This is a genomic window from Pseudomonas sp. GW821-FHT09E04, from assembly GCF_059416185.1.
In genome coordinates, this window is record NZ_JBWKOR010000003.1 from 269748 (window position 1) to 283559 (window position 13812).

General features: G+C 59.8%; 11 protein-coding genes and 1 pseudogene. 10 read left to right on the forward strand and 2 right to left on the reverse strand.

Annotated elements, in window-relative coordinates:
- Positions 1-13: 13 nt before the first annotated feature.
- The 10 genes and pseudogenes from gloB to AC07N4_RS12360 form a co-directional block, all read left to right on the forward strand.
- Positions 14-781, forward strand: coding sequence for a hydroxyacylglutathione hydrolase (gene gloB / locus AC07N4_RS12315; protein ID WP_096820708.1), 768 nt, complete (start codon positions 14-16; stop codon positions 779-781).
- A 99-nt stretch (positions 782-880) separates the two neighbouring features.
- Positions 881-2350, forward strand: a complete 1470-nt coding sequence (locus AC07N4_RS12320; RefSeq protein WP_096820533.1) for a transglycosylase SLT domain-containing protein — start codon at positions 881-883, stop codon at positions 2348-2350.
- A gap of 164 nt (positions 2351-2514) precedes the next feature.
- Positions 2515-4347, forward strand: coding sequence for an extracellular solute-binding protein (locus AC07N4_RS12325; protein WP_493066139.1), 1833 nt, complete (start codon positions 2515-2517; stop codon positions 4345-4347).
- Positions 4344-6185 (forward strand): extracellular solute-binding protein, encoded by a 1842-nt coding sequence (locus tag AC07N4_RS12330; protein ID WP_493066138.1) that lies wholly within the window; start codon positions 4344-4346, stop codon positions 6183-6185. Before AC07N4_RS12325 ends, AC07N4_RS12330 begins: the two co-directional genes overlap by 4 nt.
- Before the next feature lie 4 nt (positions 6186-6189).
- A complete protein-coding gene (locus AC07N4_RS12335) occupies positions 6190-7263 on the forward strand; it encodes a microcin C ABC transporter permease YejB (protein ID WP_273540970.1) in 1074 nt (357 codons plus the stop codon).
- A 1-nt stretch (position 7264) separates the two neighbouring features.
- A complete protein-coding gene (locus tag AC07N4_RS12340) occupies positions 7265-8284 on the forward strand; it encodes an ABC transporter permease (protein WP_102621892.1) in 1020 nt (339 codons plus the stop codon).
- A gap of 1 nt (position 8285) precedes the next feature.
- A complete protein-coding gene (locus AC07N4_RS12345; protein ID WP_192560463.1) occupies positions 8286-9896 on the forward strand; it encodes an ABC transporter ATP-binding protein in 1611 nt (536 codons plus the stop codon).
- A gap of 19 nt (positions 9897-9915) precedes the next feature.
- A complete protein-coding gene (fabI, locus tag AC07N4_RS12350; protein ID WP_003202751.1) occupies positions 9916-10710 on the forward strand; it encodes an enoyl-ACP reductase FabI in 795 nt (264 codons plus the stop codon).
- 288 nt (positions 10711-10998) lie between these two features.
- Positions 10999-11757 carry a hypothetical protein gene (locus AC07N4_RS12355; protein ID WP_493066137.1) on the forward strand — a complete coding sequence of 253 codons (759 nt, stop codon included), beginning with the start codon at positions 10999-11001 and terminating at the stop codon, positions 11755-11757.
- A gap of 316 nt (positions 11758-12073) precedes the next feature.
- Positions 12074-12202 (forward strand): annotated as a pseudogene (locus AC07N4_RS12360) (VOC family protein); the annotation flags it as partial.
- 3 nt (positions 12203-12205) lie between these two features.
- Here AC07N4_RS12360 and AC07N4_RS12365 read toward each other — a convergent pair.
- A complete protein-coding gene (locus AC07N4_RS12365) occupies positions 12206-13171 on the reverse strand; it encodes a GGDEF domain-containing protein (protein ID WP_493066136.1) in 966 nt (321 codons plus the stop codon).
- A gap of 61 nt (positions 13172-13232) precedes the next feature.
- Positions 13233-13811 carry a hypothetical protein gene (locus AC07N4_RS12370; RefSeq protein WP_493066135.1) on the reverse strand — a complete coding sequence of 193 codons (579 nt, stop codon included), beginning with the start codon at positions 13809-13811 and terminating at the stop codon, positions 13233-13235.
- Between the last annotated feature and the right edge of the window lies 1 nt (position 13812).

Consider the following 13812-nt stretch of genomic DNA (forward strand, 5'->3'; position numbering starts at 1 on the left):
GGCGAATCCGAAGATGATACAGATCAGTGCCCTGCCCGCCTTCACCGACAACTACATCTGGTTGTTACAGGATCATGCTACCCAGCGTTGCGCGGTGGTCGATCCGGGGGATGCCGCCCCTGTGCAGGCATGGCTCGCTGCGCATCCGGGCTGGGTGCTCGCCGATATTCTGATCACTCATCATCACCATGATCATGTCGGCGGCGTCGAAACGCTGAAGAAGGCAACCGATGCCACGGTCTACGGGCCGGCCAGCGAAAGCATTCCCGGGCGAGACGTAGCCCTCAAGGACAACGACAAGGTGCGTGTGCTCGGCTGGGACTTCGATGTCTACGCCGTTCCCGGCCATACCCTGGGGCACATCGCCTATTACCACCACGGCCTGCTGTTCTGCGGCGACACCCTGTTCGCCGCCGGTTGCGGCCGGTTGTTCGAAGGCACACCGGAGCAGATGCACCACTCGCTGGGACGTCTGGCATCGCTGCCGGAAGACACGCTGGTCTACTGCACTCACGAATACACCCTGAGCAACCTGAAATTTGCCGCCGCCGTGGAACCGGGCAACCCGAACATTGCCGCCCGTCTGGAAAAAGTCACCCAGCAACGGCAGAACGGCGTCATGACCCTGCCCTCGACCCTGGCCCTGGAAAAGCTCACAAACCCGTTTTTACGTACCGGTGAAACATTAGTTACACAAAAAGTGGACGAACGGAATGGCGCTCAAAACCGGGCGCCGAGTGAGGTTTTTGCGGCTCTGCGGGCTTGGAAAGATAAGTTCTAAGCCGTTCACCACTTGGTACAAAAACTCTGAATGGTTGACCGCAGGGGGTGCGCTTTCTAGAATCCCCCGACATTTTTGCCCGGAACTTACTTCCAGCCAATGTCGTCATCCATACGTAAGTCCGTCAATTCAGACGCATTGACCCGCCTGGCGCAAGCCATCGCGGTGGCTGTGTCCGCCACGCTGGCGGGCTGTTCCAGCCATGCTCCGCAGACTGAAGCGACCCATACGCCGAACATTGCTGCGCGAGCCAAGCAGAAGCCCATCTGGTTGTCCGAGAAGCCCAGCCCGCAGGTGCCCCAGGACATCTGGGAACGCATGCGCGGTGGTTTCCAGCTCCAGGAAGGCCTGGGCGTGAACCCGCGCATCGAGCAACAGCGCCTGTGGTTCGCCAGTAACCCTTCCTTTCTCGAGAACGCCGGGGAACGCGGCAGCCTCTACATTCATTACATCGTCGAGCGCCTCGAAGAACGCAACATGCCGCTGGAACTGGCGCTGCTGCCAGTGATTGAAAGCGCCTACAACCCGATGGCCTATTCCCGGGCCGACGCGGTGGGTCTCTGGCAATTCATCCCTTCCACCGGGCGTTACTACAACCTGCGCCAGACCCGTTTCTACGACGGCCGTCGCGACATCACTGCCTCGACCACGGCAGCGATGGATTACCTGACCCGTCTGCACGACATGTTCAACGGTGACTGGCTGCTGGCCCTGGCGGCCTACAACGCCGGCGAAGGCACGGTCAGCCGCGCCATCGAACGCAACGAGCGACTGGGCCTTCCGACCGACTACTGGAACCTGCCGTTGCCGGCGGAAACCCAGGCGTATGTGCCAAAACTGCTGGCGCTGTCGCAAGTGGTACTGTCGCCGGAAGCCTACGGGGTGAACCTCAACCCGATCGCCAACGAACCGTATTTCCAGGTCGTCGAAATCAACCAGCGCATGGACCTGTCCAAGGTTGCAGCGGTGGCCAACATCGACGAAGACGAGCTGTTCCAGCTCAACCCGGCCTTCAAGCAGCGCACCACCATCGACGGCCCGCAGCACCTGCTGGTGCCGACCTCGAAGGCGCAGCTGCTGACCGCCAGCCTGCAGACCATGCGTCCTGAAGAACTGATCAGCCCTCGATCGCTGAAACCGGTCTTCGAAGGTGCCGATCCGACCGAAGTCGCCAAGCTCAAGCGTGCCTACCGGGTCAAGCGTGGTGACAACCTCGCGTCCATCGCCAAGGCCAACAAGGTCGACGTCAAGGACCTGCAACGCTGGAACAAGATGACCGGCAAAAACCTCAAGGTCGGCCAGACCCTGGTCATGCAGGACACCACCAAGCGCACGCCGGCCCGCAACACCAGCGGCGGACGCATCAACACGGTGCTGGCCGCCAACAGCAAGACCAGCAGCAAGACCGACAACCAGAAACAGACCCAATACAAGGTCAAGCAAGGCGACACGCTGTACGTGGTGGCCAAGCGTTTCAACGTCGAGATGCAGCATCTCAAGCGCTGGAACCCGGGCGCCGGCAAGGCGCTCAAGCCTGGGCAGATGCTCACGGTCTACCAGCCGCACTGATAAAGAGCCCCTGAATTTCAGGGGCTTTTTTTGTCTGTCATTTTTTGCCTTCGCCGCCAGCGACTCCCACAATTAAGCGCGCATTAACCCCCTGTCTTTTTCCTGTCCATACAAGCTGTTACTGTACGGCCCACAAAGCCCAAGCCGCCTGGATCGGATCTGACTTGAAGCGTCCCCTCCTCCTGCTCCTGATCAGCCTGGCCTTGAGCTCCCCCGTCAGCGCGACGATCACCGAAAGTCACGGTTATGCGCAGTTCGGCACGCTCAAGTACCCGGCCAGATTTACCCACTTCGACTGGGTCAACCCGCAAGCGCCCAAGGGCGGCACCTTGCGGGTGATGGCGTTTGGCACCTTCGATACGCTGAATCCCTACACCTTCAAGGGCACCAGCCCGGTTACCACCCCGAATTTCCTGCAATACGGCATCAACGAGCTGAACGAGCCGCTGATGGTCGGCACCGGCCAGTATTCGCCGTCCGGCGATGAGCCGGCCTCCAGTTATGGGCTGATCGCCCAGTCGGTGGAGTACAGCGAAGACCGCAGCTGGGTGGTGTTCAACCTGCGCCCGGAAGCGCGTTTCCACGACGGCACGCCGATCACCGCCTACGACGTGGCGTTCTCCTATCGCCTATTGCTCAAGGAAGGTCATCCGCTGTATCGCACCGCCCTTCAGGAAGTGTTGCGGGTCGACATCCTCAACCCGCAGCGCATTCGTTTCGTGATGAAACGCTCGGGCAACCCGCTGCTGATCCTGCGTCTGGGCGAGTTGCCGGTGCTGCCCCAGCATTACTGGAAGGGCCGCGACTTCAAGGCCACCACGTTCGAACCGCCGCTGGGCAGCGGGCCGTACCGCATCACCTCGGTGACGCCGGGGCGGCAACTGGTGTTCGAACGGGTCAAGGATTACTGGGGCAAGGACTTGCCGGTCAATCGCGGCAAGTACAACTTCGATCGCATGGAAGTCGAGTTCTACCGCGACAGCGACGTGGCCTTCGAAGCCTTCAAGGCCGGTGAGTTCGACATCTACATCGAGCATCAGGCGAAGAACTGGGCCAACGGCTACAACTTCCCGGCGATCCGACGGGGCGATGTGATCAAGGCGCAGATCCCGCACCAGATCCCGACCCAGAGCCAGGGTCTGTTCATGAACACCCGGCGAGCCACCTTCTCGGACGTCAAGACCCGCGAAGCCCTGGGCCTGATGTTCGACTTCGAATGGACCAACCGCGCGCTGTTCAGCGACGCCTACAAGCGCACCACCAGTTACTACCCCAACAGCGAATTCAGCGCCAGCGGTCTGCCGGTTGGTCACGAATGGCTGATGCTCAAACCGTACAAGGATCAATTGCCGGCCCGGCTGTTCACCGAGCCGTTCACGCTGCCGCAGACCGACGGGCGCGGCATTCCCCGTGAAACCATGCGCAAGGCCCTCGCATTGCTGGCCGAGGCTGGCTGGAAGCTCAACGGCCAGCGCTTGCAGAACGCTGCCGGCCAACCGCTGAGTTTCGAACTGCTGCTGGTCAATCCGAACCTGGAGCGGATCCTCCAGCCGTACATTGAAAACCTCAACAGCATCGGCATCGACGCGCGCCTGCGCACGGTGGACCGCGCCCAGTACAAACAACGCCTGGATCAGTTCGATTTCGACATGATCCTGATGACCCTCAACCAGACCCTCAGCCCGGGTCTGGAACAGTGGCAGTACTTCCATTCCAGCCAGGTCGGGGTCAAGGGCAGCAAGAATTACGCGGGCATCGCCAACCCGGTGGTCGATCATCTGCTCGAGCAATTGCTCGCCGCCCGCACCCGCGACGAACAGGTCGCCGCCGGCAAGGCGCTGGACCGCGTGCTGCTCTGGCAGCACTACAGCATTCCCAACTGGTACCTCAATTATCACCGTCTGGCGTACCGCAACCGGTTCGCCTTCGTCAGCACGCCGCCCTACACCCTGGGCCTGAGCGCGTGGTGGCTGAAATCTTCGGAGAAAGGTCAATGAACGCCGTTCGCACCCTGCTCGTGCAGGCTTGCGGCCTGTTGTTCGCCGGGCTGGCCTGTGCCGCCCCGCAACACGCCGTGACGCTGTACAACGAGCCGCCGAAATACCCCGCCGACTTCAAGCACTTCGATTACGTGAACGCCGACGCGCCCAAGGGCGGGATCTTCCGTCAGGCCGGTTTTGGCGGCTTCGACAGCCTCAACCCGTTCATCAGCAAAGGCGTGCCGGCGGACGATGTCGGGCAGATCTACGACACCCTGACCAAGCACAGCCTCGACGAGCCGTTCACCGAATACGGCCTGATCGCCAGCAAGATCGAAAAGGCCCCGGACAACAGCTGGGTGCGTTTCTACCTGCGCCCCGAAGCGCGCTTCCATGACGGTCACCCGGTGCGCGCCGAAGACGTGGTGTTCAGCTTCGAGACCCTGACCAAGGAAGGCTCGCCGATGTTTCGCGGCTACTACAGCGACGTCGAAGAAGCCGTCGCCGAAGACCCGCTCACGGTGCTGTTCAAGTTCAAGCACAACAACAATCGGGAGCTGCCGCTGATCCTTGGCCAGTTGCCGGTGCTGCCGAAACACTGGTGGGCCAGTCGCGACTTCAACAAGGGCAACCTGGAAATCCCGCTGGGCAGCGGCCCGTACAAGGTCGCCGAAGTGAAGGCCGGGCGCTCGGTACGTTACGAGCGGGTCAAGGATTACTGGGGCAAGGACCTGCCGGTCAATCGCGGGTTCTACAACTTCGACGTGCTGACCACCGACTATTACCGCGACAACACCGTCGCGCTGGAAGCGCTGAAGGCCGGGCAGTTCGACTACTGGCTGGAAATGACCGCGAAAAACTGGGCCAACGCCTACAACATCCCGGCCGTCACCGAGGGCCGACTGGTCAAGGAACTGATCCCCAACGGCAACCCGACCGGCATGCAAGGCTTCGTCTTCAACCTGCGTCGCCCGGTGTTCCAGGACGTTCGCGTGCGTCAGGCGCTGGGTCTGTTGCTCGACTTCGAATGGACCAACAAGCAACTGTTCAACAGCGCCTACGTGCGCACCCGCAGCTACTTCGAGAACTCGGAAATGGCCGCCACCGGCCTGCCGGACGCCGATCAACTGGCGATCCTCGACCCGTTCCGCCGCCAGCTCCCGGCGCAGGTGTTCAGCGAAGCCTTCGAGAACCCGAAGACCGACGCCAGCGGCATGATTCGCCTGCAGCAACGCGAGGCCTATCAGTTGCTGCAAGAGGCCGGCTGGAAGATCGTCGACGACAAAATGGTCGACGCCACCGGCAAACCGGTGGTCATCGAATTCCTGTTGGCCCAGACCGAATTCGAGCGGGTGCTGCTGCCGTTCAAGCGCAACCTCGCTGACCTGGGCATCGATCTGGTGATTCGCCGTGTCGACGTCTCGCAGTACGTCAACCGTGTGCGTTCGCGGGACTTCGACATGATTGTCGGCAGCTTTCCGCAGTCCAACTCACCCGGCAACGAGCAACGCGAATTCTGGATGAGCGCCGCCGCCGACAAGCCGAGCAGTCGCAACTCGATGGGCCTGAAGGACCCGGTGGTCGATCATCTGGTGGAGAACCTGATCAACGCCGATTCGCGCAAAAGCCTGGTGGCCCACGCCCGCGCTCTCGACCGCGTGCTGCAATGGGGTTACTACGTGATCCCCAACTGGCACATAAAGAGCTGGCGCGTGGCGTACTGGAACCACATCGGCCACCCGAAAGTCTCCCCCAAGTACGACATCGGCATTAACACCTGGTGGGTCAAACCCGACACGAAACCTGCGGTAGAAGTGCAAACCCAACTGCAAGCCGACCCTGTGGGCACGGAGTAATCAGATGCTGGCGTATATTTTTCGGCGACTGTTGCTGATCATCCCGACCCTGTTCGGCATTCTGCTGATCAACTTCGTGATCATCCAGGCCGCGCCCGGCGGGCCGGTGGAGCAGATGATCGCCAAGCTCGAAGGCTTCGAAGGCGCCACCAGCCGCATCGCTGGCGGCGGCGCCGAAGTGTCGGTGGCCGGCTCCGCCTATCGCGGCGCGCAAGGCCTGGACCCAGCGCTGATCAAGGAAATCGAGCACATGTACGGTTTCGACAAGTCGGCGCCGGAACGTCTGTGGATCATGGTCAAGAACTATGCGTCCCTGGATTTCGGCGACAGCTTCTTCCGCGACGCCAAGGTCATCGATCTGATCAAGGAGAAGATGCCGGTATCGATCTCCCTCGGGCTGTGGAGCACGCTGATCATGTACCTGGTGTCGATCCCGCTGGGGATCGCCAAGGCCACGCGACACGGCAGCCATTTCGACGTCTGGACCAGTTCGGCGATCATCGTCGGTTATGCGATTCCGGCGTTTCTGTTTGCGATCCTGTTGATCGTGGTGTTTGCCGGCGGCAGCTATCTGGACTGGTTCCCGCTAAGAGGCCTGACCTCGAACAACTTCGACGAGTTGAGCCTGGGCGGCAAGGTCCTCGATTACTTCTGGCACCTGGCGCTGCCGGTGACCGCGCTGGTAATCGGCAACTTCGCAACCATGACCCTGCTGACCAAGAACAGCTTCCTCGACGAGATCAACAAACAATACGTGGTCACCGCCAAAGCCAAGGGCCTGACCCGCCATCGCGTGCTCTACGGTCATGTATTCCGCAATGCGATGCTGCTGGTGATTGCCGGATTCCCGTCTGCCTTCATCGGCATCTTCTTCACAGGCTCCCTGCTGGTGGAGGTGATCTTCTCCCTCGACGGCCTCGGCCTGATGAGTTTCGAAGCGGCGATCAACCGCGATTACCCGGTGGTGTTCGGCACCCTGTTCATCTTCACCCTGCTGGGGCTGGTGGTGAAACTGATCGGCGACCTCACCTACACCCTGGTCGATCCGCGCATCGACTTCGCCAGCCGGGAGCATTGAGATGAACCTGTCCCCTCTCAATCGCCGGCGCTTCGAACTGTTCAAGGCCAACAAGCGTGGCTGGTGGTCGCTGTGGCTGTTTTTGATCCTGTTCGGCCTGAGCCTCGGCGCCGAACTGATCGCCAACGACAAGCCGCTGGTGGTGCACTACGACAACAACTGGTACTTCCCGGCGGTCAAGCGTTACCCGGAAACCACCTTCGGCGGCGAATTCCCGCTGGAGGCCAACTACAAGAGCCCGTACATCCGCGAACTGCTCAAGGCCAAGGACGCGTGGGTGCTGTGGGCACCGATTCCGTTCAGCTACCAGAGCATCAACTACGACCTGAAAGTCCCGGCCCCTGCCCCGCCGTCAGCGGACAACCTGCTGGGCACCGACGATCAAGGCCGCGACGTGTTGGCGCGGGTGATCTACGGTTTCCGGATTTCGGTGCTGTTCGCCCTGACACTGACCGTGCTCAGTTCGATCATCGGTGTGATCGCCGGGGCCTTGCAGGGTTTCTATGGCGGCTGGGTCGATCTGGCCGGCCAGCGCTTCCTGGAGATCTGGTCGGGCTTGCCGGTGCTGTACCTGCTGATCATCCTCGCCAGTTTCGTCCAGCCGAATTTCTGGTGGCTGCTGGGGATCATGCTGCTGTTCTCGTGGATGAGCCTGGTGGACGTTGTGCGCGCCGAGTTCCTGCGCGGGCGCAACCTCGAATACGTGCGTGCGGCCCGGGCGCTGGGGATGCAGAACGGCGCGATCATGTTCCGCCACATCCTGCCCAACGCCATGGTCTCGACCATGACCTTCATGCCGTTCATCCTGACCGGCGCCATCGGCACCCTCACCGCGCTGGACTTCCTCGGTTTCGGCTTGCCGGCCGGCAGTCCGTCGCTGGGTGAGCTGGTAGCCCAGGGCAAATCCAACCTGCAGGCGCCGTGGCTGGGCATGAGCGCGTTTGCGGTGCTGGCGCTGATGTTGAGCCTGCTGGTGTTTATCGGCGAGTCCGCTCGCGATGCCTTCGACCCGAGGAAGTGAAATGAATCAGGACAATCTGATCGAAGTGCGCGACCTCGCCGTCGAATTCGGCACGGGCGAACGCTCGCACCGGGTGGTCGAAGGCGTCAGCTTCGACATCAAGCGTGGCGAAACCCTGGCCTTGGTCGGCGAGTCCGGCTCGGGCAAGTCGGTGACGGCGCACTCGATCCTGCGCCTGCTGCCCTACCCGCTGGCGCGGCATCCGGCCGGCAGCATCACCTATTCCGGGCAAAACCTGCTGGAACTGAGCGAAAAGACCATCCGCCACATCCGCGGCAACCGGATCGCGATGATTTTCCAGGAGCCAATGACCTCGCTCAACCCGCTGCACTCGATCGAAAAGCAGATCAACGAAGTGCTCGGTATCCACAAGGGCCTGACCGGCAAAGTCGCGACCAAGCGTACGCTGGAGTTGCTGGAGATGGTCGGCATCCCCGAGCCGCACAAGCGCCTCAAGGCCCTGCCCCACGAATTGTCCGGCGGTCAGCGCCAGCGGGTGATGATCGCCATGGCCCTGGCCAACGAGCCGGAACTGCTGATCGCCGACGAGCCGACCACCGCGCTGGACGTGACCGTTCAGCTGAAAATCCTCGACCTGCTCAAGGAATTGCAAGCTCGATTGGGCATGGCGCTGCTACTGATCAGTCACGATTTGAACCTGGTGCGAAGAATTGCGCATCGCGTATGTGTCATGCAGCGCGGTTGCATCGTCGAACAGGCATCGTGCGAAGAACTGTTCCGTTCTCCGCAGCATCCGTACACTCGGGAGCTGCTGGCGGCGGAGCCCAGCGGAGGCCCGGCGAGCAATAAAATCGGGGCGCCGCTGTTGCAGGTCGAGGACTTGAAAGTCTGGTTCCCGATCAAGAAAGGCCTGCTCAAGCGCACGGTGGATCACGTCAAGGCAGTGGACGGCATCAATTTCAGCCTGCCTCAGGGTCAGACCCTGGGGATCGTGGGAGAAAGCGGTTCCGGCAAATCCACTCTGGGCCTGGCGATTTTGCGGCTCATCGGCAGCAAAGGCGCGATCCGTTTTGAAGGCAAGCAGCTAGACTGCCTGACGCAGAACGAGGTTCGCCCGTTGCGTCGGGAGATGCAGGTGGTGTTTCAGGACCCGTTTGGCAGCCTGAGCCCGCGGATGTGCGTGAGCGACATCGTTGGCGAAGGCTTGCGGATCCACAAGATGGGTACCGCCGCCGAGCAGGAAGCGGCGATTATTGCGGCATTGAAGGAGGTAGGTCTGGATCCGGAAACCCGGCACCGCTACCCCCATGAATTTTCCGGTGGGCAGCGGCAGCGTATCGCCATTGCCCGGGCCCTGGTGCTCAAACCGGCGCTGATCCTGCTGGACGAGCCGACTTCGGCGCTCGACCGGACGGTGCAGCGGCAAGTGGTGGAGCTGTTGCGTTCACTGCAAGCCAAGTACAACCTGACATATTTGTTCATCAGCCATGATCTGGCTGTTGTGAAAGCGCTGAGCCACCAGCTGATGGTGGTCAAGCATGGCCAAGTGGTCGAACAGGGAGACGCGCAAGCAATCTTTGCCGCCCCCCAACATCCGTATACACAGCAGTTGCTGGAAGCCGCTTTTCTGGCACCAGCCACTGCGCAATAACCTGAAAGAGGAGCAACACATGGGTTTTCTCGCCGGTAAGCGCGTACTGATCGTCGGTGTCGCCAGCAAGCTGTCCATCGCATCCGGCATCGCTGCCGCCATGCATCGCGAGGGCGCTGAGCTTGCCTTCACTTATCAGAACGACAAACTGAAAGGTCGTGTCGAAGAATTCGCACAGGGCTGGGGCTCGAGCCCTGAGCTGTGCTTCCCGTGCGACGTGGCCAGCGATGAAGAAATCGCCAAGGTCTTCGAAGAACTGAGCAAGAAGTGGGACGGCCTGGACTGCATCGTGCACTCCGTCGGCTTCGCACCGGGCGACCAACTGGATGGCGACTTCACCGAAGCCACCACCCGCGAAGGTTTCCGCATCGCTCACGACATCAGCGCCTACAGCTTCGTGGCCCTGGCCAAGGCTGGTCGCGAAATGATGAAAGGCCGCAACGGCAGCCTGCTGACCCTGTCGTACCTGGGCGCCGAGCGCACCATGCCTAACTACAACGTGATGGGCATGGCCAAGGCTTCGCTGGAAGCCGGCGTCCGTTACCTGGCCGGCTCCCTGGGCCCGGACGGCACCCGCGTCAACTGCGTATCGGCCGGCCCGATCCGCACCCTGGCAGCTTCGGGCATCAAGAACTTCCGCAAGATGCTGGCCGCCAACGAAGCGCAAACCCCGCTGCGTCGCAACGTCACCATCGAAGAAGTCGGCAACGCCGGCGCCTTCCTGTGCTCCGACCTGGCGTCGGGCATCAGCGGTGAAATCATGTACGTGGACGGCGGCTTCAACACCACCGCCATGGGCAACATCGAAGAGTAATCTTCGCGCTGCCGATAAAAAGCCCGCCAATTGGCGGGCTTTTTCATGCCTGCGATTCCAGGCAACGCTGCACTTTTCTCCAGCGATAACGAGAGTCAGCCCTCATGAATGTCGATCTGCACAATTCAAAAAACTGGCAGATACGATAAATGTTTATCCTTCAGATCAAATACCACTTCTTCATAAAGGTTATTCCGTATTTCGCATCACGCATCGCGCAAATCATCGACTATTATTTCGAGATAGCTTCCAAGGTCTGCGCCTATCACTGAATGAGCACGCCTAAAAATGACCACTTATTTACGCGCAACTTTATTGATCGCTCTCCTGCTCGCGCAATCCTCTACGACAGCCGTCGCTGAAACCTGCCCTGTCAACGCCTTCAAAAAACCAACTTCCTCCAATCAACATTTTCATATAAAACCTGACAGTGAGACACTAAAAGACAGCGACCCTACGACCGTTACAATAGGGCAGTTATTTTACAAAAACAAAGTCATAGCAAACTGTGATTCGCCCACACGTGATCATCCGTCTGTTTTTTCACTATTTGGCATGTCGACAACCGACACAATTTCATTGCTGGCCGCACTAATTGGCATAGCTGCATGGGGTATCGCCGTTGTCGCCTGTGTCATCGCATACCAACAATACAAACATGCGAAAACGCTAGAGGCTAACAGGCTCACAGTCGAGTTCTGGAAACAATATCAAGTAGATTTTGCGAGAATGCGCTCAGCGCTAGTGACGTTGAACAACCCCATGAACACCAATGCAGCGGGTTTCACAAACGTTGAATATTTCAGAAACTGGATTGATGGCATTGCCACATTCGGCACCCAAAAAGGAATAATAAACAACGCCATGGTTAAAACATTGGGGCTTCATATGCCCATCAAAAAATTCATGGCTTCACTTGAAAGTGCGGTTAACACACTGAGGGCAAAAGTCGTATCAGGAGAACCCAGAGCTCCGGCGTTACTGAAAAAATATGAAGATTTACTAAACTCAAGCACAGTCATTTCCGAATGGCTAAAGCTACTGTGAGTAAACACCATGAAACCCATCACTAAAAGCTTGCTCGCCATAGAACTAGAAAGAACACTGGAACACATTGAGACCGACGAACTCCACGCCATCTTGACGGAGGATCAAATCTTATCAATAGCCTCCAAAGTTTTTGATTTGTTTGCGCGAATAACAAAAGAACCCACCATTGACGAGGAAGGGTTCATACCTACAGAAATAATAACAACGCAAGACAGGATTCACGGAATAGCTACTGAGTGCAGCGTTTGCCATAAAAAAGTAATTCTAATAGCAGGCAACTAATAGCCTCTTCTACTTGAAATAACACGCGGCTGTGATCGAGCAGGGGATTCGCTTTCAGGGATTGGTGGGCGAACAGGCCACGATGTTTTTGTTCGACCCCTGCGGGAACGCCCTGGAGTTCAAGGCGTTCAAGGACATCGGGCAGTTGTTTGCCAAATAAGCGTCAGATTCGCTTCAGGGCTTGCTTGTGGGCATACATCGCCCCATCCGCATCCGCCAGCAGCTTATCCACGGTGTCATGCCGTCGTGGGTCGTACTCGATCTGCCCGACACTGAAGCGAATCGCATAACCCCTATGCAACGTGGCATTGCGCTCTTCGAGGATTTCCTTGAGGCGCGCCATGATCGCCGTGGTTTCGATGTGGCTGGAACCGGTCAGCAACGCCACGAACTCATCGCCGCCCAACCGCCCGACCACGTCGCTTTCGCGAAAGGCAATGCGCAACACATCGGCGAAGGTCTTGAGCGCACTGTCGCCCTCGGCATGGCCATAGAGGTCGTTGATCTGCTTGAAGTCGTTGAGGTCGAAAAACAGCAGCGTCGCCGGCTTGCCCATCCGTGCACAGGCATCCAGCGCATGCTGGGCCAGCATCATGAACCCGCGTCGGTTGGACAACAGCGTCAGCTCGTCCATGCTCGCCATCTGCACGGCCATCAGCTCCTGCTCCGCCATGCCGGCCAGATCGCGCAGCAAGGCGCGTTCTTCGTCATCGAGTTCGCGGGGTCGGGTGTCGATCAGGCACAAGGTGCCCATCTTGTTGCCGTTGGGCACGGTCAGCGGATAACCGGCGTAGAAGCGGATATTCGGGTCGCCGATCACCAAAGGATTGTCGTGAAAACGCACGTCCTGACGGGCATCCGGCACCAGCAGCAATTCATCCTTGAGAATCGCATGGCCGCAGAACGAAACGTCCCGTGGGGTTTCGGTCGCGTCCAGGCCCACGCAGGACTTGAACCACTGCCGATCCTTGTCCACCAGCGTCACCAGCGCGATCGGTACGTTGAACAATCGCCTGGCCAGTCGAGTCAGACGGTCGAAGCGTTCTTCGGGGGCGGAATCGAGCAGGTTCAATCCATACAGCGCTTGCACTCGAGCCGCTTCATTGACGGGTTTGCCTGGCACCAGCATCACACACTCCCTTGTTATCAGTGACCTTCAGCGTAGCCCTGATTGGCGATGACTCAAATGCTCATCCGCCGGCCACCGGACACGGCCCACCCGCGTCCGCCCAGAGCTTGAACTGACTGACGAAGATGTCGTGGGGCACCGGCACCGGTTGCCGCCCCGGCCCGGGATTCCAGCCCCAGAGCACCAGTTTGTCCTCGCTGACGTGCTTGATCAGCGCGGCGAAGTCCCGGTCGCCGTTGCTGCTGCGGTCCTTGATCATCGCGCACAAGCGATCCGGCGGCAGGCCGATCCAGGCCATCTTGTGCGAGGCCGGCGGCAGGCTCCAGTGCGGGGCACCCGGTGGCGCGTGGGGGCCATAACTGGCCGGCGGATTGGCTTCGGCGTGGCAGGTGGCACACGGCAAACCAGCGGCGCCCTTGCCGTCCATGCCGCGCACCACGTTCATCGCGTGGGGCGTGCCGGCGTCGAACTGCAACGGCGAATCGCCAGGAATGTGGCAGTTCTGGCAGCGCGGGCTCTGGAAGACTTTCTGCACCGTGCCGAAGGCTTTCAAGGCCTCCTGATCGTCGGCGAACAGGTCCGAGGCATAGCCACCCAGCCCGACCAGCATCACAGCGCCCAACAACAGATGTCGTTTCATC

Bases quoted from the DNA above. Each gene is read 5' to 3' on its own strand.
- AC07N4_RS12355 (WP_493066137.1), top strand. From the start codon at position 10,999: ATGACCACTTATTTACGCGCAACTTTATTGATCGCTCTCCTGCTCGCG.
- AC07N4_RS12345 (WP_192560463.1), top strand. From the start codon at position 8,286: ATGAATCAGGACAATCTGATCGAAGTGCGCGACCTCGCCGTCGAATTC.
- AC07N4_RS12365 (WP_493066136.1), bottom strand. From the start codon at position 13,171: ATGCTGGTGCCAGGCAAACCCGTCAATGAAGCGGCTCGAGTGCAAGCG.
- AC07N4_RS12340 (WP_102621892.1), top strand. From the start codon at position 7,265: ATGAACCTGTCCCCTCTCAATCGCCGGCGCTTCGAACTGTTCAAGGCC.
- fabI (WP_003202751.1), top strand. From the start codon at position 9,916: ATGGGTTTTCTCGCCGGTAAGCGCGTACTGATCGTCGGTGTCGCCAGC.
- AC07N4_RS12330 (WP_493066138.1), top strand. From the start codon at position 4,344: ATGAACGCCGTTCGCACCCTGCTCGTGCAGGCTTGCGGCCTGTTGTTC.
- gloB (WP_096820708.1), top strand. From the start codon at position 14: ATGATACAGATCAGTGCCCTGCCCGCCTTCACCGACAACTACATCTGG.
- AC07N4_RS12370 (WP_493066135.1), bottom strand. From the start codon at position 13,811: ATGAAACGACATCTGTTGTTGGGCGCTGTGATGCTGGTCGGGCTGGGT.
- AC07N4_RS12335 (WP_273540970.1), top strand. From the start codon at position 6,190: ATGCTGGCGTATATTTTTCGGCGACTGTTGCTGATCATCCCGACCCTG.
- AC07N4_RS12320 (WP_096820533.1), top strand. From the start codon at position 881: ATGTCGTCATCCATACGTAAGTCCGTCAATTCAGACGCATTGACCCGC.